Origin of the sequence: Paenibacillus peoriae (assembly GCF_022531965.1) — a bacterium.
Lineage (GTDB): Bacteria > Bacillota > Bacilli > Paenibacillales > Paenibacillaceae > Paenibacillus > Paenibacillus polymyxa_D.
On record NZ_CP092831.1, the window covers coordinates 4557103 to 4579658 of the forward strand.

Annotated in this window: 23 protein-coding genes; 5 read left to right on the forward strand and 18 right to left on the reverse strand. The window is 48.4% G+C overall.

Features of this window, described 5'->3' with window-relative positions; all coding sequences use genetic code 11:
- Window positions 1-18: 18 nt before the first annotated feature.
- The 12 genes from MLD56_RS20080 to MLD56_RS20135 form a co-directional block, all read right to left on the reverse strand.
- Complete coding sequence (locus MLD56_RS20080) at window positions 19-1431, reverse strand: type III PLP-dependent enzyme domain-containing protein (protein WP_029518336.1); 1413 nt, start codon at window positions 1429-1431, stop codon at window positions 19-21.
- 83 nt (window positions 1432-1514) lie between these two features.
- Window positions 1515-2603: a Gfo/Idh/MocA family protein gene (locus MLD56_RS20085; RefSeq protein ID WP_029518335.1), complete on the reverse strand. Its 1089-nt coding sequence runs from the start codon at window positions 2601-2603 to the stop codon at window positions 1515-1517.
- A complete protein-coding gene (locus MLD56_RS20090) occupies window positions 2600-3760 on the reverse strand; it encodes a hypothetical protein (protein ID WP_029518334.1) in 1161 nt (386 codons plus the stop codon). The genes MLD56_RS20085 and MLD56_RS20090 overlap by 4 nt, the downstream gene beginning before the upstream one ends.
- Before the next feature lie 17 nt (window positions 3761-3777).
- Entirely contained in the window at window positions 3778-5310 is a 1533-nt protein-coding gene (locus MLD56_RS20095) for a hypothetical protein (protein WP_029518333.1), read from the reverse strand.
- 49 nt (window positions 5311-5359) lie between these two features.
- Window positions 5360-6172 carry an ABC transporter permease gene (locus MLD56_RS20100; protein ID WP_029518332.1) on the reverse strand — a complete coding sequence of 271 codons (813 nt, stop codon included), beginning with the start codon at window positions 6170-6172 and terminating at the stop codon, window positions 5360-5362.
- A 1-nt stretch (window position 6173) separates the two neighbouring features.
- On the reverse strand, window positions 6174-6980 hold the full coding sequence (locus MLD56_RS20105; RefSeq protein WP_029518331.1) for an ABC transporter permease: 807 nt from the start codon (window positions 6978-6980) through the stop codon (window positions 6174-6176).
- A complete protein-coding gene (locus tag MLD56_RS20110; RefSeq protein ID WP_029518330.1) occupies window positions 6970-7962 on the reverse strand; it encodes an ABC transporter ATP-binding protein in 993 nt (330 codons plus the stop codon). Before MLD56_RS20110 ends, MLD56_RS20105 begins: the two co-directional genes overlap by 11 nt.
- 69 nt (window positions 7963-8031) lie before the next feature.
- A complete protein-coding gene (locus MLD56_RS20115; protein WP_039272632.1) occupies window positions 8032-9162 on the reverse strand; it encodes a hypothetical protein in 1131 nt (376 codons plus the stop codon).
- Entirely contained in the window at window positions 9155-9400 is a 246-nt protein-coding gene (locus tag MLD56_RS20120) for an acyl carrier protein (RefSeq protein WP_029518328.1), read from the reverse strand. Before MLD56_RS20120 ends, MLD56_RS20115 begins: the two co-directional genes overlap by 8 nt.
- A 17-nt stretch (window positions 9401-9417) precedes the next feature.
- Entirely contained in the window at window positions 9418-10794 is a 1377-nt protein-coding gene (locus MLD56_RS20125; protein WP_029518327.1) for a preATP grasp domain-containing protein, read from the reverse strand.
- Window positions 10795-10849: 55 nt separating this feature from the next.
- Window positions 10850-12043 (reverse strand): radical SAM/SPASM domain-containing protein, encoded by a 1194-nt coding sequence (locus MLD56_RS20130; protein ID WP_029518326.1) that lies wholly within the window; start codon window positions 12041-12043, stop codon window positions 10850-10852.
- Between the two features lie 49 nt (window positions 12044-12092).
- Entirely contained in the window at window positions 12093-12371 is a 279-nt protein-coding gene (locus tag MLD56_RS20135; protein WP_013311713.1) for an acyl carrier protein, read from the reverse strand.
- 357 nt (window positions 12372-12728) lie between these two features.
- Here MLD56_RS20135 and MLD56_RS20140 point away from each other — a divergent pair, with 357 nt between their 5' ends.
- Genes MLD56_RS20140 through nagA form a run of 3 tightly spaced genes read left to right on the forward strand, consistent with a single transcriptional unit; the run spans window position 12729 to window position 15542 of the window.
- Window positions 12729-13595 carry a MurR/RpiR family transcriptional regulator gene (locus MLD56_RS20140; RefSeq protein ID WP_029518325.1) on the forward strand — a complete coding sequence of 289 codons (867 nt, stop codon included), beginning with the start codon at window positions 12729-12731 and terminating at the stop codon, window positions 13593-13595.
- 1 nt (window position 13596) lies between these two features.
- Complete coding sequence (gene nagB, locus MLD56_RS20145; RefSeq protein WP_029518324.1) at window positions 13597-14325, forward strand: glucosamine-6-phosphate deaminase; 729 nt, start codon at window positions 13597-13599, stop codon at window positions 14323-14325.
- The gene (gene nagA / locus MLD56_RS20150) at window positions 14322-15542 is read left to right on the forward strand and encodes an N-acetylglucosamine-6-phosphate deacetylase (protein WP_029518323.1); all 1221 of its coding nucleotides are present in this window, start codon (window positions 14322-14324) and stop codon (window positions 15540-15542) included. Before nagB ends, nagA begins: the two co-directional genes overlap by 4 nt.
- 104 nt (window positions 15543-15646) lie before the next feature.
- Here nagA and MLD56_RS20155 read toward each other — a convergent pair whose 3' ends face one another.
- On the reverse strand, window positions 15647-16660 hold the full coding sequence (locus MLD56_RS20155; protein WP_039272635.1) for a YhcN/YlaJ family sporulation lipoprotein: 1014 nt from the start codon (window positions 16658-16660) through the stop codon (window positions 15647-15649).
- Between the two features lie 194 nt (window positions 16661-16854).
- Here MLD56_RS20155 and MLD56_RS20160 point away from each other — a divergent pair, with 194 nt between their 5' ends.
- Complete coding sequence (locus MLD56_RS20160) at window positions 16855-18432, forward strand: esterase/lipase family protein (protein WP_029518321.1); 1578 nt, start codon at window positions 16855-16857, stop codon at window positions 18430-18432.
- Window positions 18433-18504: 72 nt separating this feature from the next.
- On the opposite strand, the gene MLD56_RS20165 is transcribed toward MLD56_RS20160, so the two are convergent.
- Genes MLD56_RS20165 through MLD56_RS26070 form a run of 3 tightly spaced genes read right to left on the reverse strand, consistent with a single transcriptional unit; the run spans window position 18505 to window position 19760 of the window.
- Entirely contained in the window at window positions 18505-19164 is a 660-nt protein-coding gene (locus MLD56_RS20165) for a hypothetical protein (RefSeq protein ID WP_039272637.1), read from the reverse strand.
- Between the two features lie 54 nt (window positions 19165-19218).
- Window positions 19219-19461, reverse strand: a complete 243-nt coding sequence (locus MLD56_RS20170) for a helix-turn-helix domain-containing protein (RefSeq protein ID WP_080658658.1) — start codon at window positions 19459-19461, stop codon at window positions 19219-19221.
- Entirely contained in the window at window positions 19404-19760 is a 357-nt protein-coding gene (locus MLD56_RS26070) for a hypothetical protein (RefSeq protein ID WP_029518319.1), read from the reverse strand. Before MLD56_RS26070 ends, MLD56_RS20170 begins: the two co-directional genes overlap by 58 nt.
- A 192-nt stretch (window positions 19761-19952) precedes the next feature.
- Here MLD56_RS26070 and MLD56_RS20175 point away from each other — a divergent pair, with 192 nt between their 5' ends.
- Entirely contained in the window at window positions 19953-20150 is a 198-nt protein-coding gene (locus MLD56_RS20175; protein ID WP_230585117.1) for a YvrJ family protein, read from the forward strand.
- Window positions 20151-20225: 75 nt separating this feature from the next.
- Here the strand turns inward: MLD56_RS20175 and MLD56_RS20180 are convergent, their stop codons facing one another.
- Together MLD56_RS20180 and MLD56_RS20185 are read right to left on the reverse strand one after the other, a co-directional pair.
- Complete coding sequence (locus tag MLD56_RS20180) at window positions 20226-21164, reverse strand: DUF4340 domain-containing protein (protein WP_029518317.1); 939 nt, start codon at window positions 21162-21164, stop codon at window positions 20226-20228.
- On the reverse strand, window positions 21161-22552 hold the full coding sequence (locus MLD56_RS20185) for a GldG family protein (protein ID WP_029518316.1): 1392 nt from the start codon (window positions 22550-22552) through the stop codon (window positions 21161-21163). Before MLD56_RS20185 ends, MLD56_RS20180 begins: the two co-directional genes overlap by 4 nt.
- Window positions 22553-22556 lie beyond the last annotated feature (4 nt).

The window sequence follows — 22556 nt, forward strand, 5'->3', positions numbered from 1 at the left end:
TTTATGCAAAATGCCCACTTATATCACATCCTCAGGCAACGGAATCATGCGCTGATGACGCAGCAGGTCCGTGCGGTCACCGTGTTCACGAATGACATGTACCTCCCCACGAAAATCGAGCAGCTCCGCCGGGGTAGCATGTCCCAGAAATTGTAGTGGACTATAGCTTAATCCATAGGCTCCTGCATTCGGAAAAGCAATATAATCGCCCTCGTGAATCGGAGGAAGCTGCGCTTTTTTCACAATACAATCCTCGGGTGTACAAAGTGGACCGACAATGCTTACCGTCTCCAGCTCCATGGATGCTTCTTCCAAAGGCCCTCCTGTTCGGCTTGCAATCTCTTCTAATGATTGTTCGACAGCAACAGCCGTTTGAGCAGAAACGTCTCTCTGCCCCATCTGTAGGGTTGCTTCCAACTCTCGTTCTTTGGGTTCTTTCGATTCTCCCACTTGCCTGCGCATAATTCGTACCGGGTAGTTGTCCCTAATGCGGCGTCCTCGAAAAGTAGCTGCGGCGTAGTGATTCATGCCACCATCAGCCACGACAAACTTCTCTCCCTTGGATTCCTTTGTATACAATGCTCGGCAGACATACATGCCCGATTGAGCAACCAGATACCTGCCGCTTTCGATGATTAGTTTAACCCCGGGCATGCGGGTTCGGGTCTGCTCCGCGAGTGCGTTCAGTCCGTCAATGACGTGATCCATATCGAGCGGCTCCTCATGAGCAAAATAAGGTACGCCAAACCCGCCGCCCAAATTGATCGTATGCATTGCCACACCATACTGAGCCTGTACCCGTTCTGCCAACTGCAGCGTATTCGCAAATGAAGCTAAAATCTGATCCGATTTCAACATTTGCGTACCTGTATATACCTGAATACCTTGAAAATGGACGTGTGGGCAATCTTCCAGTACCTTAAAAAAGTGATCCAGCTGTCCTTCATCTACTCCAAAGGGGCGCGGAACGCCGCCCATCTTAATCGTTGCTCCAGACAGATCGTTATCAGGATTGATGCGAACCGCTGCCCTGACAAGCTGGCCCGCTTGGGCCGCAATGTCCTCCAGCAGACGCAGCTCCCTCACCGATTCGACATGAATACAGCCGATTCCATAGGCTATCGCCTCGTTCAGCTCGGCTACTGTTTTTCCCGGTCCGGCGTACAGCACGTCTTCCGCAGCATACCCGGCCTCCATAGCGACGAACATTTCTCCGGCCGAAGCAATCTCAACACCACAACCTAACGAGCGCAGCAACCCAGCCAAGGCTACGTTACCATTAGCCTTGAGCGCGTAATGTACACGCACAGCCGGGTGCAATCGGGACAGCAACGAGCTGACATGAGCATGCAGCGCGTCCCCGTCATAATAGTAAAATGGCGTCGGATGCTCGCCGAATCGTTCCAGTAAGGCTTCGTCCTTTTTATCCATCTACTGAATTCCCCTCCTCTCTTTGCCTTGATACTCCGTATTTTGCATCATTCGCTTCCCACCGCTCGAAAACACAATCATGCTCATACTGCATAGATCGTCTCGCCCGAGCGTGCTGCTTCATGAATGGCTGCCAGCAGTCTGACGCGTTCCGCAGCCTCGCGAAATGGTATGGGCTCCGCTTCTCCCCGGATGATACCGCAAAAGGTATTCAACTGATTGACATAATAGTTCATAGGCTCGAAAACCGTTTTGGTATACGAAGATGTCTGTGATAACACAGGCAGTGCGTCCGCATCCGCTATATTTGACGCGATATTCTTTTTGATCTCCGTCTTGAGTGTCATTTTATAAAAGCCTAAATTTGCTCGAAAGCAGTCCTTTAAAGTGACTACTGCCGAATCAAAGGTCAGTACATGAGCACAGCGATAAGGGCGCTCGAATGAAAAGAGGGCAGATGCCTCCAATCCACTCGGATAACGGGCTTGCGCACGAAATGTCCAGTCACAGCCATGAGGACCATTGAAATCCGATTGACTGTGGAATTCCGCCTGATCTAATCCAACGACGGCCTGGAGCAATTGGAGCCAGTACACGCCTAAATCCCAAAAACATCCCCCACCCTGCTCCGGACGGGATCTGTAATTGTCCGCATGCCCTTCTTTTGCCGGAATACATAAACTCGTCTCTATGGAGCATAAACGACCATAACGCCCCGATTCTACGATCCTCCGCAGCTCACGCTGCCACGGATGGTGCTGCACCATGACACCCTCCAGCAGGTGAACGTTACTCTGCTCGACTATAGCTGCCAAGGGTGCCAGATCAGCCGTATTCAGGCATAACGGCTTTTCCACCAGCACATGCTTATGGGCCCGTAGTGCTTTGCCAATCCACTCGGCATGCAAGTCGTTGCTGAGTGCAATATATACAGCGTCGATCTCCGGGTCCTTTAGCATATCCTCAGCATGCCGATAAACGACACTGACGCCAAAACGATCTGCCATTTCTCCTGCCTTGGCAACCGTGCGGTTCGCAAGCGCGGTCACGCGTGCCCCTGCAACATGTCGGATCGGTTCCAGCAACGCACGGGGAGCAATGGCAGAACAGCCAATGATCCCAAAGCGAATATCTCGCATCGCAGGCTCTTGCGCAGCCGCCGCAGCGTTCATGACCCCTGCTCCATTCCCGGTGAGCCTGCTAACATTTGGATGCTATTCACATAGGACTCTATATAACGCGGCGTTCGACTGCGCAGCTCTACGATCCTGCGATGCATATCCTCCAGTATCTGAGCACTGCCGTCATAGGTTTGTATCCACGTATCGTACCGCATACCAAGTCCCAGCCGTTCCCATAGATCTGCATTATGCTTTTCATGCACACCAAATGGCTCCAGCATGATGAGTGGAGTGGCTGTAGCGAACGAATCGGTTAGGCTGCCACCTCCTGGCTTGCTGACAATGGCCTGGACATGACAGGCTTGGTCCAGCATGCTATGGTAATCCGGTCCGACCTGATACACGGTCTTCTCGCCCTTTTTCACCTCTCCGAAAGGTGGAAATGTATGCTCCCCGGCTTCATTTCGCTGCCATGTCCTCCACTGCGGATCCATCTGAAAATAGCGTATACTGTCCCGCTGTTCATCCGGTTGATCCTGATCATACAACAGCAGATCCAGCTCCCAGCCCGCTTCTTCTAACCGTCCAACCTTGTCACGGTAGGTGCCCATCCCCCAACCGCCGCCATGTACGAATAAGCGGGATTGCCGTTCTTCAAACGGAACATACTCCACAGCCGGAATATCAATATAGTAGCTGACTCTATTGTTATCATTTTCAAAAAAGGTCGTTTCTCCACAGCCATCTGCAAAATGCGGATTATGCTTGGCTAGATTCTTCCAAGATGGGGAAGGCGTCGAATCCATGTACACGATGTCCACATGCACCGATTCAGGTTCTCTGCGCTTGCGATACTCTTCCAACACATACATCCAATGACCGGATAAGCATATAAAATACCGCCGATCCTCCTCCATCCATTGGTTCAACAGCACTTCCATCGCAGCGAGATCCAGTGAATTACGCATATCCTGCGGAACCTTCTGCGACATTAAGGCCACCGCAAAATTGTCATGGTAAGCTTTGCGGCTTTTGTCGACCTTAAGACGAGCCGATTCCGGCAGTACATTTTCAAATACATGAATCGCCGTATCCATGCCCAGCCTGCGAAGACCCGCTTGCAACAACAAGCCAGGGGTATAAAAGCCCAATCCGAAACCGGAACATAAAATCGTTACCTTCATAAGCTTATCGGTACTCCTACGCATGCTCATACGCCTCCCGTTTAATTCAGCACTGTAAAATGATGCTCTGCCAAAAAACGCTCCAGCTTTGTAGTCAATCGCATTTTTTCCTCATCGCTCGCGGCAACCAGTTCCAAATAAAGGCGCCCCTTGCCTCGTGCCCGTTCGCTTCCAGCGGTTTCTTTTTCACCATTCAAGTCCGGCTTAGCCGTGCCATTCCCTTCTGATCCGCCACCGCTGGCCCCAATTCCGCTCACACGAACCTGCTTGGCAGGCGATCTGCCTCCGCGCCCGGTTGCATTTCTGCTTGGCGTGCTTGTATGGCCCACAATCTTGTTCTCGCCATCTCGTCCACCTGTGTTCACATATAACGTATTGGCACCCAGAGGCATGACACCTTCTTCACGTTCACCTGTGAACAGCAATCCTTCACCTTTCAGCCCCTCCAGCAGTTCTTCATAGGATAGACTGCCATCATGGGACAGTGAATAATTCGTCAGCGTGCCACGCATATTTTTTCCGGCCAGAAAAGTATCAAGCTGATGCTTGATCAAGCTCATCGACTTTCTGGCATTAATTTCGATAATAGGCTCCAGCTTCCCACCACGAAGTGTCATGGAATCAATGCAAACATCGCCGTAATAACCATCCTGATACAATTGCCGCCCCACGTCCTGCATTAAGCTAAAATAGCCCTCGCGCTCCAGTCGCTCCAAAAAAGCCCCGTCCGGCGACAAGGATTCCCGATAGGAGAATTGTGTGTTAGCCAGCCATTGTACAGATATGATATCGACACTTCCATTATCACCAATCGTAAATTGGCATGAAAAATCCTGCTCTTTCTCCTGGAAAGGCTCCAAAAGGAAAAGCACCTGTTTGCCTTTGCGCTCCTGTCCACGTAAATACGACACGATCCGGTCCAGCATTTGTGTCGAGGTAATGTGCAGGTTTCCTTTGCCCGATACGCCAAAATCATCCTTGATTAAAAAGCTTCCATCCCGCAGCAGCTTACGCCCCGCCTCAGCGACATCTGCAAACGAAGTCACAATATAACCCGGGTTGCGCAGACCAAGGCTGCGTTTCAGATCAGAGGAATACGTTTTGGCATTTACCTTGCGAATCGTTTCCAGCGGTGGCTGATGTAGTGTTATTCCCCAAGCACGTGCAGCCTCCTCCACATGCGGTAAACCCGCAAACGGGCTAAGCACACAGCCTTCCAGTTGAGGAAATCCCTCTCCGGCATCGGCCTTGCGACTACCCAGCAGTTCAAATACGGAAGCGGTCGATACATTGCCTGCACGCTCCATGCCATCGGTCAAATCCCGTTCGTTGACAGCCGGATGAAAGCCCAACTGCGCGATATACTGACGATGTACGGGCGAAATGGCATAACGGGTCAATAACGCATCTCCCGGCTGGCAAAAGCTGAACAGCAGTTCATCCATGGCTGCTACAATCGCTGAAGAAGCCCGGTCAGGCAGGGCTGGCAGGGAAGCTAACTGGGCATCCCGCCAGTAAGCCTCCGCTTCGAATGTTCCCATATACAAATGACGCTGATTCGGTATCGCATTCATATGATTCGCTTCCTTTCCTGCTTCATTATTGGCCCACTACACGGTAGCGCTACTGACTCGCGCTCGTATAATCACGTAGAGCAAACTGCCATATCAGGCGGATGATCGCCAGCAGCCAGAGAGGTGCGAGAAATGCCCATACCACCAACCCGGGTTCCATTTTGCCGAGAATGAACATGGGCGGAAAATTACAAATGACAAACACCGGAAGCACGAACAAACCGATACGCTGAATCAGATTACTGTACACGGCCATCGGCACATAGTTTGTCTCGAAAATGCTGTTGGACAGCTCCGTAACGCCGTTCGTGCGGATAATCCAGAAGGCCAGCAGTTGGGGGAGCAAAAATACGGAGTATGCCGTAAGCACTCCGCATCCGAGCAGCACAGAGAACCCTCCTGCGGTTTCAAAATTAAACGGCAATCCGAGTCGATACCAGCCGATCCCCGTCATAATTCCGCCGCCAATTACATTTGGCACGGTATAGCCCAGTTCAAATTGACGCAGTGTCACCATAAATTGCAGCGATACGGGTTTGGTCATGAGCACATCCAGTGAGCCGGTACGAATTTTGTCAGGCAGGCTTGTAAAATTACTGTAGAACAATCCACTATAAAATCCGCTCATCATCGTAAACACGCCGATATATAACAATATGGCGTCAGGAGACCAGCCGTTAATGTCCGTCCCGGCGCGGTATGGTACCGATGCGTACAGCAGCTTGATGAGTAAATAAGCCGTTTCAACCAGAAATGCAGTTATAAAATTAATGCGGTATTCCATCTGCGACATGACGGAAAACTGGACAAACTTCCAGTACAGTCTGATGTAGCGCCTAACGTTTCGGAAAACATTTTTCATGTTACCCCCCCACCGAGACAAAGCGTTTGACCCCGGCTTGCCACACCCAGCGTGATAGGGCCGCCAGCGCTACAATCCAGAGCCATTGTACGCCAATGCCTTTAGCGGCTTCCAGTACAGTCAGCTTGCCCGTCAACGCATTCACCGGAAAAAATACGGTGTAGCTGAACGGTAGCAGACTGAACAGACGGGCCAAAACATCTCCAAAAATCGTCAGCGGAAACACGGTACCGCTAGCTACATAAATGACAAGCGACAGCGTATAAAATAGTCCCGCCGATTCCGTCACCCAAAAGGCTATGCCGCTCAACGCATAATAGACCACAAAATTAAGCACAAGCGCTCCCGGCAACGCCAATATGTAAAGCAAGATGTACGATAGCCCGAAGCTGATTTGTCCTTCCAGGCTAAGACATAACAGCAAAATAGCAGCCGCCAGCAGCACGACCGCGGACTGTATGACTTTGCCTCCGATAAACCGGCAAAAACGGTAAGCGAAATAATGCACAGGCTGTACCATGAATTTTGCCAGTCCACCTTCCTTGATATCTGTAGCAATTTCGTATTCAAAGCCCGTAGCAATCAGTTTTCCAGTGACTCCCGCCATGACCACATACACTAGCATTTCTGGCAGAGAATAACCCAGCACTCTTGCTTGTCCCGAAGAACCAAATACAGCTAGCCAGAGAAAAATTTGCGTCATGATGGGCAGCATAAATCCCGCCATTTGGAGCCAATAATTAGCCCGATACTCCATTTCGTTTTGCATGCCGAGCTGGAGTACCTTCACATATTTGTTATTTCGCATCGGCCAGCCTGCCCCCATCGTACAAATTGGCTATCCCCTCTTCCAGCGGGACGTCCTCAATCGTAAAATCAACGACAGGCAGTGCGTCCAAAATCTTTTTGGACCAAGCCAAGGTATCTTCTGCATCCAGCTCGAATACCGCCTCCAGCTCCGAGTTGGAGCGAAGTTTGCCGAGGCTCGCCAACGTTAGGTTGGATACAGGGGTCTCCAGTCGAACCTTGAGCAATTTACGGGCACCGATGACCTCGTTCACCTTGTGTAAGTCTCCGTCATAGACCAATCTGCCCCCGCTGATAATGATGGATCTACTGCACAAATCCTCAATATCCTTCATATAGTGGCTTGTCAGCAGGATGGTCGTCCGGTGCGTGCGGTTATAGGCTTTGAAAAACTCTCGAATTCGCCGCTGAGAAACAAGGTCCAGTCCGATGGTCGGCTCATCCAGCAAAATGACCCGTGGACGATGCAGCAGCGCGGCGATCAGTTCCATTTTCATACGCTCGCCGAGAGACAGCCGCCGAACCTGCACATGAAGCTGCTCCTCCACCCCAAGCAGAGTGACCAGTTCATCCAGTGCCTCTTTATAACGGTTTTCATCGATTTCATAGATAAGCTTGTTCAGCTCGAATGACTCGCTTGCAGGCAAATCCCACCAGAGCTGGTTTTTCTGTCCCATTACAATGGAAAATTGACGTTTAAACTCTTTTTGTCGTTTCCACGGGGTAAAGCCGAGTACCGATGCCTCCCCGTCCGTGGGATGGAGAATGCCAGACAGCATTTTGAGCGTCGTTGTTTTGCCTGCCCCGTTTGGACCGAGAAATCCGACAATTTCCCCCTCCTCAATGCTAAAGCTGACATTTTGCACAGCCTCTTTGGTCAGCTGCTCACGCCTGAACAAGTTTTGCAACGATTTGCGCACGCCCGGCTCCTTTTTGTAGTACGTAAATGTTTTCGACAATTGGTTTAATGTAATGGACGGCAATTAATCCCCCTCCTCTTTCCTCTGTGCAGGACACCTGGATGAACGGTCTGATACGACCGAATGCTTGGACTACTCGGCTGCTTGCTCTGCTAAAATCATCAGTTCCTCCAGCATATGCCGCTGTCTTTCAATTAAATGCAAAGCTCGTTCCGTAATCTCAGGCATCCGATGCTTGCGCAGTTGAAGCCCTGTTTTGTAAATATGCAGATTAAGCTTGTGCCAATCCGCGTACAGCCCCTGTGCCAATTCAATTACATGCTGTGTTTGTGGCCCCAGCGTGGCTTGGTGCAGCAGGCAATAATCAGCTGTATAATCCGTCAAATGAAGAGCACTGCCCAATCGCAGATTGTAATAGATTTCATGACAGTACGTCCGAAAATCCTGATCCTCCATGTCTGCCAACAGACGGAAGTCATCAACAAATGCCCGGTACCCCTCATCTCCCCGCTTGACCTGCTTGCCTGTTACAGCTTTCCCCGTTTGACTGACCGACTCATTAGACGTAGGTACGCCTCTCCAGATGGCTTCGTGTCCAGTCAAATACTGTCGTATATGGTGAGCACACGCAGCATGCATCTCACTTGGCGAAAGCGGGGCAGGCTGCTCCACCAGCCATGCATACTCAATAATGCCCTGCATCAGATCGTCGAGCCGGGCTGAGCCCACATAAGTCATGGCATGTCCCGAGGAATCGAGCAGGAAGCTATCATTCACCTGTGCTGTCCGTTCTTGCAAGTCCAATCCGCACAACTCTATCACGTGGCCCCTTGGGTAATTTTTCACATATACATCGTGATAGGTTAAAGCGGTGCTTGACGTATGCAGCATGGTACCGTAGCCCGATGTGAGTACCCGCAACAGGTCGGTTTCATCACTGACACCAGCGACCCACGGTTCCACCCGAATAACAGGTCCACCACTGGCTGCCATTTCTTGAAGCTGCTCCGGATATTTCTCAGGCCCGAAGCGCTTCAAATCTCCACCATACTCTGCGCACATACTCCCACACAGCATGAATAGCTCGGATTCGGCCATGGTCACCCCGTACCTCCGCAATGAGGTACGCAGGGAAGAATATACACAATGCTTCCCTGGAAGAGCGTTTGCCACTTCTTCTGCACCATAGTCCACAACGGAATTTTGACGAGTCTCCATATCGGATCCCTGCATCAACCTTGTCTTTTCGGCGCCCTTATGCATATTTGCTCAGCAGACGCTCAATGCCTTGCAGTGTAGATAGATGCTCCAGCACTAGATCGTCGTCCTCCATCGTAATATCAAGCTCATTTTCCAACTCTACGATTAATTCCACAGCGGATAAGGAATTCAGCCCCAAGGTTCGCAAATCCTGATCCGGAGTCAACTGTTCCAGCTCGCCCGGAGCCAGCTTCAAAATCTTTTCCAGCAAGGGTACTACATGGTATACATCTGTTTTCATTTTTGATTCCCTCCCATTTATGAGCATCCTAATCCAGCAATGATACCTTCCAATTTGTGCGCATACGCATCAGCTTCCTGCCAGCTGTCTGCCAAAATAAGTGTGAAAATCCGGTTCACATAGCCCCGCTTCACAGGGATACCAGACAATGTACCCGCTGTATACACAAACACCCCTTCTGGACGTTCGGGCGTATAGAGCAAGCCTTCCTCAGCGAGCAGCCCGCACAAGCGGCTGTAGGTGAGAGGTGTGGCGGTAACGTTGCGATAATAACGGGATAATGTTTTGTGCTGCTCTCCCAGGACGGATGACAAAAACGAAATATAGGTAGACAACGTAAATCTACCATTTATCTCAATGACTGGAACCAGCAAACCTTCTTCGTCAACAAAACCGTCAATAGAGGCCATTCCCGTATACCCAATGGAATAGAGATACGTACCCAGCTGATAGGCGCAGCGTCTCACTTCTTCCTCCAGCGCATCGCCAATCTCAGCCGGCACTTGAGATCCGATATACACGGTGCCATCCACGTTTTGCCTTTTTAGCGAAAACATCGTCACACCACCGCCCTCGTCAATACAGAGCTGGTAGTTCAGATCCATCTGCTTATTGTGCCAGCGCTCCACCAGCCAGCCGCCGGATGATGGCGACGAGCCGCCAAAACGCCTCATCACACTCAGCAGCGTGTCCAGCTTGGACAGCTCGTCCAGCATATACATGCCTTGTCCCGAGGCACCGTGCGGCTGCTTGATAATCAGCTTCACAGGTCCATCCGATAAGTCAGCCAGTCTGGCACACTCCCTGCGGATCGCCGATTCGTCTGTACATACAGCGCCTTCGCTGACAGCAAAACCAAGCTTTTGCGCGGTCAGGCGGCTGAATATTTTATCATTCACCTGAGCACTGACCGCGGATGGAGCGCCGATCAACTCCAGCCCGCAAAGCTCCGCAATCGCTTCCTCCTGCGGTGTGACCGCATAGGGGACGAGCCACGCTTTGGCTCCACTGCTGCTGTGGCCTGCATCTGCAACCGTACGCAGTCGTGCCAAAAGCGCCTCATCCGCCAGCACCAGCTCTGAAATCGGCGTTAGCGGATCAGAAGGCTCTGGCACCTCAATACGCGGCAGGCTAAAGCCCAACCGTTGAAGCATGTCCAGAAACGCCTCATCCGGATATTCCCGAAGTACAATGACATCCTGACTTCGACATAGCAGAAGGTTCATTTCCTCCATCCGGTTTACGACCTGCTGTTCATCCCGGTCTACCATGCCCCCCTTGCGGGGGGATGGATGCCATACTTGCTCTGCACCGATATTAAACAGCCAAATCAGGACTCCATGGTCCCGTTCATGCGCAAGCGCTTCCACAAGGTTAATTGTTTTAGTCGTCACGACTTATCATCATCCCTCTCTCTTCCATCCAGTAACAAACAACATTCATAGAAAGCTAAATGTATTTCAGAGAGCCTGCCCCGTGCAGATACAATACGCTGCATTTGGAGCACACCGGAGTCAATCCTTCATGATTAATCTTTTGACGGGTTTTCTCATACGCTTCCGAGTTCCATATCTCCTTCAGACTGTGCTCACGCATGCTTCCAATCGTGAACTCACTGAAAAATTTGCAAGGCATGACCTTCCCGTCTGGTAAAATATCTGTTCTGGAGGTGAGCGCCAAACAATGATTGGAACAACGGCTGACCATTTCCTCACCATGTATAAATTTATCAATTTCCTCATAATCCAAACCGGGCTGATAGCGCACGCGAATGTTCCATACTCGCTCATTGATCCGCTGTAGTTCCTGCATCAGAGGATCGATGTTATCCGGGTTGATTTTATATTTGAAAGCATGCCAGCTACTAATATTTTTTTCTTCGAGTTGTCGGAGCCAAGAAAAATTACGTGTAAAATATTCATCCATTTTGAGGGAGGTTTCTTTGGAAATGTACCAGGGGAACGTCAGCAGCACCAGATCCAGCCTTTTGTCCTCCAGCATTTGCAGAAATTCGTACATCCGTCCGATCATGTTATCGTTAATGACCGCATGGACAGTTACCCGTCCCTTGTACAATCCCTGGTCGCGCAGTTCAATCAGCTTATCCATCTGCCGCATTGTTTTTTGAAAGGTGCCTTTACCGCGAATTAGGTCGTGTTCTCTTTCAAAACCTTCAATCGCTATTAATAACTCCAGATTTTCGGACAAATCCAAAATCCGGTCCAAATATTTATCAATAAGTAATCCATTTGTACAAAAGGTCATTTCGCGCCGATCTTCCGCCAGCACGTCCAAAATTTCATCAAAACGCCGATGAAACATTGGTTCGCCGCCCCACATGTACAGTCTGGACTTGGCTTCCTTGGTTTCGCTCAAAATTTGCTGGAGCATGTCTGGAGCAAGATCCATGTTTTGTTCTTCTTTATCCATTTGGTGATGGTAGCCTTCCTCGTTCCATTCAAAGCAGTGCGTACATCTCAGGTTGCAGCGGTTAGTCAGCTTAATGCCGATCGTCTGGGGCATGTCCGTTTTGAAAGCAGGGTCCTGTGTGGCGTTACGGTAAGATACAGAAGCGTTTTTCAGGTTACGCTTGATGAGCTTGAACGCTTTCTCATCAATCAGCACATTGCTTTTGGGCTGCATGCTAACACCTCGTTTAATGGATTTTCAGGCACATGTACCTAGCTGTACGTCAGACCGTCTCCATTCCCTCCAGATGCGGCGCTTGTTCCGCATCGCTGATCCCCTGAATGTAGCTGCAAAACGCATCTACCGAGCTCAAATGCTCCAACTCAAAGGAATCAAAATCAATCTCCACATCAAATGCATCCTCCACTTGCAGCATGAAATGGACCAACTGCAACGAATCCAGTCCCGCATCATGAATAATGTCCGAATGTCCATCCAGCTTTGCGACCAGTTCAGGATCTTCCTTGACTGCGCTGATCATTTCAATCACTTGGCTCTGCATAGCAAACTCCTCCTTGTGAATGAGATTCTGTTCGTTCCACCCATCGATGCCCTCTGCAAAGAAAGCTCCTAGAAAAATTCCTTCACTGGAACTTTATTCAATTATACTCCTCCAATGAAGAGACAAGTCAATAGGTTGTTTTGTAAGTAAAACTCGCAATATGTAAATTAATGTATGATAACTTCTACAATTTTCGCTGGCTATTTTTTCGCAAAATTTAATAAAAATTCTTCTCACATCTCTTGCATGAGCGACAGAATTATTTTACAATACACGTGAAAATGTTTTTCTTAATATCATTCTTATAAACGATATTTATTTTCACAAAAATACTCTACAGCCAAAGGAGCACAGCTCATGTCCCCCATTCTTCATACATTAGCCCAAAGACTGGAGCTGCTTCCCGTACAGGAGCGCAAGCTGACGGAATCCATCCTGCAATCCCCGGAAGATGTGTTACATCTGGGTATTCGGGAGCTGTCAGAGCGTTGTGGTGTGAGTGCAGCGACCGTTACGCGGTTTTGCAAATCACTACATTTTAAAGGCTATCCCGATTTCAAAATGAAGCTGGCCGCCGAGTTGTCCCATTCCAACCGTAATGGTGAAGAATCCTATCAGGATATTGTCGCCGGAAATTCACTTTCCCGAATCGTGCAAGCTATTCAGGCGAACCACACCGCATCCATTGCGGACACGACCCGACTGCTGGATTACGACAAGCTGGAGCAGGCTATTGCATGGCTGTCAGCCACGAGCCGCATTGATCTCTATGGGATGGCGACATCGTCGATTGTGGCGCAGGATTTTTACCAGAAGCTCATCCGTATTGGCAAGAACAGCACTGCCTTTGCAGATTCCCATATGCAGATTACCTCTGCCTCCTCGCTCGGAGCGGGAGATGTAGCCTTTGCCGTCTCTTATTCAGGAGAAACCCAGGAGACCATTGCGGCTCTACGCTGCGCCAAGGAACAAGGGGCCAAGACACTATCCCTGACCTCCTTCGGAAACAACACGCTGGCAGGCCTTGCGGATATTGCGCTATTTTCCTCCTCATTGGAGGAAGGAATGCGACGTGGGGATATGGCCTCCCGCATCGCCCAGCTTCATATCATAGATATTCTGTTTACAGGTATGGTGAGCGCGGATTTTGACAAATATATTCCGAGATTGGAAGGTTCATATCAACAAGTGAGCAAGCTCAAAAAACAACCGGGAGGTCACTAAGATGAACATACGCATTTTGAACAGCCGTGAAGACCTGAACGCTACTGCCGCCGCTGTGATCGCTAGCTTGCTGCAATCCAAACCACAGGCCATGCTTGGCCTGGCCACCGGTAGTACGCCGATTGGCATTTACCGACATCTTGCAGATATGTACCGCAAGGGACAGGTCAGTTTTGCACGCGCCTATTCCGTGAATCTTGATGAGTATGTTGGTCTTCCCCCAGAACATCCGCAGAGCTATCGAAGCTTTATGAATGAGCACTTGTTCCAACATATTGATATTCCGATACCCCACACACGTGTCCCTGACGGGAATGCACTGGATCTGGCAGCAGAATGTGCAGCGCACGAGCAGGCTATTCTGGATCATGGCCCCGTGGATCTGCAATTGCTTGGCATTGGTCATAATGGACATATCGGCTTTAACGAACCTGGTCACAGCTTGGCTGGAGCTACACATGTTGTAGATTTAAAAGAAAGTACGCGTTCGGCGAATGCTCGATTTTTTGGCGAAATAGATGCTGTACCCAGGCAAGCAGTTACGATGGGAGTAGGCACGATTCTTAAGGCGAAGCAAATTATACTGGTGGCTTTTGGTGCGGATAAGGCTGACATTATAAAGCAGGCTTTAACTGGACCCGTCACGACAGCGTGTCCGGCTTCCCTGCTGCAATGCCATCCCAACGTACTTATTTTATTAGATCAGGAGGCAGGAGAATGGTTCAATTGAAGTCAGATGAAATGAGTGGTACCGTACCCCAGCTACTGTATGGGCAAGTTGTCGTTGGGAATGACATCATTGAAAAAGGGGTTGTCGTCATTGAGGGGCAATCCATTGTATACGCTGGTTCAGAAGCGAATTTGCCCGCCGATTGGACAGCGTTAGTCTTCGCAAATCAGGAAGAAATCGCAGCGAAAACCGCCAAAATTGTGCGTTTGGAAGGAGGCTATCTGCTGCCAGGCTTTATTGATATTCATGTTCACGGCGGGGACGGTGAGGACTTTATGGACTCCGATCCGAGGGTGCTGGATACGATCACCTCCTTTCACTGTTCACAAGGTACGACAGCTATGCTGGCTACCACGATGACCGCGCCCAAGGAACAGATTGACCGGGTATTGAGTGAAGTTCACGCATACATGGCACTACCTATGCCCTATGCTCAGTTGGAGGGCGTACATTTGGAAGGACCGTTCATCAGTCCGAAGTGGCCGGGAGCGCAAAACCCGGAACATATCGTGCCACCGAATCTCTCATGGGTAGCAGAATGGGAGCAGCGCTACCCGGGCCTTGTTCGCCAGCTCACGCTTGCGCCCGAACGGGAAGGAGCGCTGGAACTGATTGCATGGCTGCGCAGCCATGGCATTACCGCAGCTCTCGGTCATACGGATGCTACGTATGAAGAGGTTGAACAGGCAGCGACGGCAGGGCTGAACCATGCGGTGCATGCGTTTAATGCGATGACTCCGTTGCATCATCGCAAGCCGGGAGCCGCCGGAGCCGTACTTGCTGATCCGCGCATTGAAGCAGAAATCATCGCGGACGGCATTCATGTGCATCCCGCCGCCATTTCCCTGCTCGCTAGGTTAAAACAGGATCATAATCTCATTCTCATCACCGATGCCATGTCTGCTACTGGTCTCGAAGACGGGAAATATACACTCGGCGATTTGCCAGTGATTGTGCAGGGCGATGTAGCACGACTGGAGGATGGCGTCACATTGGCCGGAAGCACACTAACGATGATTGAAGGCTTCCGGTATTTGGTTCAACACGTGGGTATGAGTATTCCTGCGGCATCACAAATGGCCAGCCTGAATCCGGCTCGATCCTTGCACATTGCTGATCGTACAGGTTCGCTTGAAGCAGGTAAACAAGCAGATATCCTGTTACTGGATGGAGACTTAAAGCTGCAAGGCGTATGGATTAAAGGATTGCGCAAATAATTCAGTTATAGTTATCATTCCCCCAAAACTAAAGAGCTATCCACCAGCGTATTCGCTGAGATGGATAGCTCTTTCTTTGGCATTGCACAATTATAGGGTTTGAATTAGCGATGATTCATCGGGGCAGGGGTATGATTTTGTGGACGTGTGGGTGCTGTATTATTCATTGGACGGTTTGTATCAGCCGCCGAGGTCGGGAATACACGTTCAATTACATCCATCATACCATTGCTCAAGCCTCTAATCGGATGACCATTTTGCACACTGTGTGTAAAGTCAGTGGCTTGTTTGACAAAGTCCGGGTTAGCGGATACATGTACCTGTTCAATCGAAGGTGCAAATTGCTTCACTTTATTCGCGATACGGCTCTTGACTGCATCACTTGGTTCATATGCAGTTCTTGCTCCCTCGATTGTGGTGTTTCCGTTATCTGTGCGATTGTTGTTGTCCGTTAAGCCACGCAACATACCGTACGATCCTGTACCCATCGTACCAAATAAACCGTCATCACGACGCGCAGGTGTTCCATTCCCGGTAACTCCATTGTCTGTCATTCCAGGCGTTGTAGTATCCGTAGTACGGTTTCCTCTAGTGCCATTAACGCCATTCACACTCGGTACATTCCCGTTACGTCCAGTACTGTTTGCACTTGGAGTACCGTCAATACTTGGAGCACCGACACCTGTTCCGTTGGCTTGGTCTTTCAAGGAAACGGCTACATAGGCATGTCGTTCACCGACCAGCACTGTCGCAGACTTTACATCCGGCATCTCGGATATACGTTTGGACAAATTGCGATCGACTTGCAGATTACGGACTGGATGTCCGGTTCGGTTGCCATTTTCATTCAATGACATCCCGTCCATACCATTCGACTTAACCCCATAACGATTCACACCATCCATACCATTACGGTTCACACCATCCATACCATTACGGTTCACACCATCCAAGCCATAACGATTCACTCCATCCATATGGTGCGTGCTTTGTGCGTTATAGCGGGTAGCGTTCGTGCGGACGTTATGATTCGCAGTCCCACATCCTGTCAAAGTAGCCATGCTTGCAAGTAAAGCAGCAGAAATCGTCAAACTAATGACCTTCTTAGTTCCTGGCATGAACTCATCCTCCATACATATAAAATGTGTGACGAGATTATCATGCGCCATGGATCATGGGGATATCCTGACTAAAAAATGACTAAAAAAATAAAATTTTAATGTAAATATGAAATACAATTGATGATTTACCACAAGATGGCATGTATAATAAGCTTGAAAAATACTTTATTTTACAAAGGAGGATTTTCAGTTTGAAAAAGATCACTGTTTTAATGCTCATTTTTTTGTTATCAATAACTCTTGTCCCCGTCGGCGCTTTTGCAGGTTCCACTACCCCCCAACCCCCGAAAGATCCCGCTGGAAGCTGGGTAGAAGGCCCATCACCTAATCGCGTTGATCCTACCAAGCCAGCACTTTTGTTCGTACATGGTTTGAACAGTAGTGCTGAAGTCTGGACCAAGAATAATAACGATATGCTTCAGCGTGCACGTGACGCCGGATACCAGACAGCCACCATTAATCTGTACGATACAAATGGCACCTCCCAAGATATGTGGGACAATGGTAAGCTTCTGGCCGACAAAATTAAGGTCATCAGTAATCACTTTGGAAAAAAACTTATCGTTATCGCCCACAGCAAAGGTGGAGTGGATACTCAAACCGCTCTCGTATATAACGGAGCCGCTCCCTATGTACAACGTGTCATCACCCTCAGCAGTCCTCATCATGGCTCACAACTTGCAGATCTCGCCTACAGTAGCTGGGCCGGATGGCTGGCAGATATCGTCGGCTCACAAAATCCTGGTACCTCCACTTTACAAACATCTTATATGAAGTATTTCCGATCCAAGACCGATGCACTCAGTAATGCGACTACAATTCCATTCTTCACGTTTGCTGGTGATAACTGGTCTGGCGGCACTGCTTCCTACATAATGGGCGGACTTTACCTCTCATCCTTTGGTAAGAATGATGGAGTGGTCACAGTCGACAACGCTAAGCTTCCCGGCGGACGTGTAGTTAAAGTCGGATCTTGGGATCATGCCAAGGTTCGTACCGGCTCCTACGTTTTCTCCCTGATCCAACCCTACCTCCAAGCAAACACTCCAGCATTGAATCAGGAAACTGAAGCACTTTCAGCATCTTCCCTGACTGCTTCTGCTGTACAAGCCACCTATAGCGAGATCGACAATTCATACTTTATTCGAGGCGGCGATTATAATGGACAAGCCTCAGAAACCCTCACTGTTGAAAATGGTGTCAAATCCATTGATCTGGACTGGATCAGCGATAAACGTGTGAGTCAGCTGGAACTAACCAAGCCTGACGGTACTAGTGAAATTATTAATCTGAAAGCAGGCTATGATGACGATATTTTTGCTGGTGCCTGGCATCATAACGCCGTCATTCAAAATCCAAAACCGGGCACCTATAAACTGAACGTCACAGTTCCTGATCAAGGAGCGTATCTCCTGATTGCACGTTACCAGGCTGTTCAAGTTCCTGAACTGAAATACAATCTGAATGCAGTGGGTCCGAAGCTAAACCTGAAAACACAGGATTCCCCGGACAGCGTGACACAAGTCACCTACCAAGTTCAATATTATGGTGATCCGCAGCAAGGAGTCACTTCTGCACCTAAAGGTTTGACGGCACAGCAAAAAACGGTTAAACCTAACGGGCAAATTGAGCTATCCAAAGCGGACAAGCCCGGCATCTATTCTGTAACCTATGAAATTAGCGGCACCACAGAGGCAGGTTATCCGTACCGCCGTACAGCTGTTCAATCCATTTATATTGATGCAGACGGCAACAAGTATGCCGACTAAATAAATCTACAGCCTAAAAAGCCTGCGAATTCCTATTAAGTTGGGGCATTTGCAGGCTTTTTTTCATTGTGTTCAATCTGTTGTCTGATTCCTCAGCTTATGAAGCCAATAGTAGCGGTGTAAATCCATAATAAAATGAAAAAGAACAAATGCCAGCATGGAGTATACACTGATCAATACTGTGGCAACTAATTGTTGTGTAGCAAATCCGAGGGAAACATTCGCTATCAGATAACCAGCCCCAGTAAATGTGGTGATCGTCACTACAGGCGCTCTCTTGTTTTTTTTCTTAACTTTTGGTTTCTTCTTATGTTTTGAAGGATCTTTGAATTTCGCCAAATTATATTTTATAAAGTAATACAAAGCGACTCCATAAAGGGCAAAAGAACCTATAAAATACCATGAAGTATCCAGACCCAACATGCCATAAGCAAACTTTTGTGTCATGATCATGAAGCCCATAGAACAAATTAAACCAAATACACCACGGAATAAAATGTAATTCAATTGCAATTTGCGTGGCATGATGACCAGTACTAGAGCCCAAATGTTTATCAAAACAATCGGTGGCAACAGTACATACACGTAAACTGCAATGTATGGATTTCCCACTAAGGGGATAACCAGAAACAGATCTAACAGTAATAAAACAAGAATGATGACATTGGAACGAATACTGTTGACTGGGTACATCTTCATACTTTTCTCAAAAGAAGCCCTGTTATCAATCATAAACTTATAAGCCCTCCGTTAAATAAGTAAACCTACGGATAAGGATAGCCAAGGCTATATCCATTGTCCACTTTTCACTGTCTTTAACTCTTGTCGCAGTTCTTCTATAAAATCAGTCACAATGCTTTGGACAGCATCTTCACGGGACATACGAATATATCGACTGGTCTTTTGAATGTCTTCCTCGAACAATTGAAGTATCCTATACATGGCCTCCTGATCTCCACTTTGTACTAATTTTAGCAATTGGACGAACTCAGCATCCGAAATAACTCTTTCAGCATTTTCTTTTTCCATTTATTCACCGCCTGTTGGGATAGCTTTAACTCTTTTGCAATCTGTGCTTCGGTTTTATCTAGTATGTAAAGGTCAAAGATGATCATTTTTCCGATCTCAGAAGATAGAGAGTTGATAAGCTGTAATGTGTACATATGAGAGTTTGAAGATTCTGTAAAAGATGGGGCACTGACGGATTCGTTCTTTTCCATTACAAATTCATGATTGGTTTGTACCCGAGCACGATACTGGATTCTCCAGGCAATGCGGTACAGCTTCTTTCGATATTGTTCTACCAATGTTAGCTGAGACTGATCCATTGTAAATCACCCTTTCTCTTTGGATTTGACTTTTTCTAATCCTCATACTATAGGGTAATTTCCAAACCTATTTTACAACCAAAAACAGAACATTTGTTCTTATTTATTATACTATTTTTACAATCGGTTGTATATGGTTCGTTTAATTTACCTTCCTTTATATATGGCTAAAAAGGAGGGAATACATTGCAAATGGATGATGCTCTTTCTCTGGTTACCAACGTAGGCTTTCCGGCTGGACTTTGTTTTATTTTGTTGCGGCACATCCTGCACACGATGGAGGAAAAGCTGGATAAGCTGGACGTCTCACTTCATGAGCTGATTCAAGTAATCCAAGATTTAAACGACACTAACAACTCTTCTTCCAAAAGCAGCAAACCTGACGAATAACAAACACAAAGAAGCTCCAGACGACGATCATCCGCCGTTGGAGCCTCTTTGTGCAGCTAATTTAATTACTAATGGTTATTTTCCAGCCTGAGCTTGGTCGTGGGCATTCTGTTCAGTACGGTTCACGTCAGATACTGACAGACCATAAGCCCAGTTACTTTGTGGCGGTACAACCCATACGGTATCTGGATCATCTTTAAGCGTCCAGCCCTGATAGACCAGCTGGGAATCATCCTTACCCAGCGATACACTTAGCGTAAAGCGGTGGACAGGCTTGCTCAGCTCAGAGGCTTTGCGCAAGGCCTGACTGCTGGCCAGGTTTTTGATCTGCTGCGAGAGGGAAGTCGCCGTGTCGCTGGCTACTGACTTTCCGTTCAGCGTCCAAGATGTGGAGGCACTGTCTCCGGTCCCGCTGTTACCGGAGGATTTGAGCATCCATGAAGCATTTTGGCCTTCCCACTCTATTCCGCTCAGCTTGGTATCGTCCCAATCGAACGGCGTTGTATCTATAAAATCTTCAGCACCCAGCAATAACCCTGAAAGAGTATCTATAGGTACAGAAGCTATCTCTTTTTTGTCTGATAATACATAAACAGCATCTCCGGAAGGCAACGTTTCACCGAAAGCAAAGGTACGAACGTCACCCCGCTTGGTCTTAATCTCAATCTGATCATGGGTAGCGGAGATCCCATATTTGGCTACGTCTGTAGGGGAAGATTCCACCACTTCACCCAACTTTACATTTTGAATCGCCGCTAGCCAATGGTCTATTGTATATTGGTTTAGCGGGTAAGTCCGTGGCTTGCTCATACTCCATTGGCCATCATGTTGTTCAAGTTCCACCGACTTGCCGTCCTTTCCAGTGATTGCGAAAGACGTAATATTCTCTTGCGTAAGCTGAATCAGCTGACGAGCAGCCGGCGCTTGTTCATGAAAAAAGTTTTGGCTCTTTGCATAGATTATACCCGCTCCCAATACAACTAACAGCAGCACTGTGGGTATCCATTTTCTCATGCTCTTCTTCGCCTCCACCATAATAAGATTCCGATGACCGCGAACAGCAACGGCAATCCGATGACAGATATGGTCAATATCGTTTTCGCTTGTGCAGGAGTCAAGTAAGCTACCTTATAATCCTGCTCCTGACGAGGACGAATAGTGAGCCCATCAGAATGCTCCTGCACATAATTCAGACTGTTCAGCACAAAGTCTCGATTGCCTCCTGTGCCGATCTCAGTGTCGCTTAAGAGGGCAGACGTTCCGAGAATAACGGCTTTGGGCTTGCCGTCTTTCCCTTCTACCGCATAACCGAGATCCAGCGGCCCCTGCGGGTCCTTGTCATCCTTCTGTGTTTCGTTGTTCAGCAGACCTTGGATATTCGTTTCACCATAGCTAGCTCCAGAAGATTTCATCAAAAGCGTCGTCTTCCAATCCTTCTGCTCTCCTGCCTGCAAAGCAATAGACAATGAAAGAACAGGGTACAGATTGGAAGCCGCCAACTTATCGGTGATCGCATGACTGCCGAAGGTAGGAACCGTCCATAGCGGTCCAAGTGTATTCGTCTGTTCTTGATCCACCACGATGGCATGAGTGTCCTTCACTCCATAATCAGCCGCTAATGCATCAAGGTTTTTCCAATCGGACCCCATGTTCGGGTGAAAGCCTAGTGCCATAAAAAGCTTTCCGCCACCATTCAGATACGTACGAATACTCTTCAGTTCTGTTGCACTGATATCACGTTCTGGTCCAACAATAGCCAATACAGACGCATCTTTGGGTACACTACCCGCCTGATTGAGCTGAACTTCCTCTGTTTTCACATTATCTTGTGACAGTGAGCTACTTAATTCAGTCATTTGGGACAATGGGATTTCCTCATGTCCAGTTAGAAAGGCCACTTTTCCTTGACGGGTAGATGATAATCCCAACAATCCACTCGTCAGCTTTTCTTCCCCCGTAAATTGGTATGCCCCTTCACCACTCCCCTGAGCTTGCGTAAATAGACTCCCAATATCTATAACCCGTTTCTTCTCCCCCTGCACCAACACAATAGACGCTGCAGTAACACCATATTGCTTGGCCAGTATCGGTTCCTGATTCAGATCGTATTGCTCGACCTTGAGCTTGCTGTTACGCTTGGCGTATTCATTCAGCATATCCGTAACATCCCGGTTCAGCTTCTGATTTTGCGAGGTGGATACGGTAAAGGCAATCAATCGTACGTCTTCCTTTACATCCTGGATGGTCGTCAACGTTTGGTCAGACAGCGTATACTGCTTCCCTGCCGTCAGATCCAGTTGAAAGCCACCCAGCGAACGCAGAAATAACGTCAATAAAATAAAAATCCCTACAGCAGCAATCGATAGTACCACACTATTGGTATGACCCAGCCATTTTTTCATATTC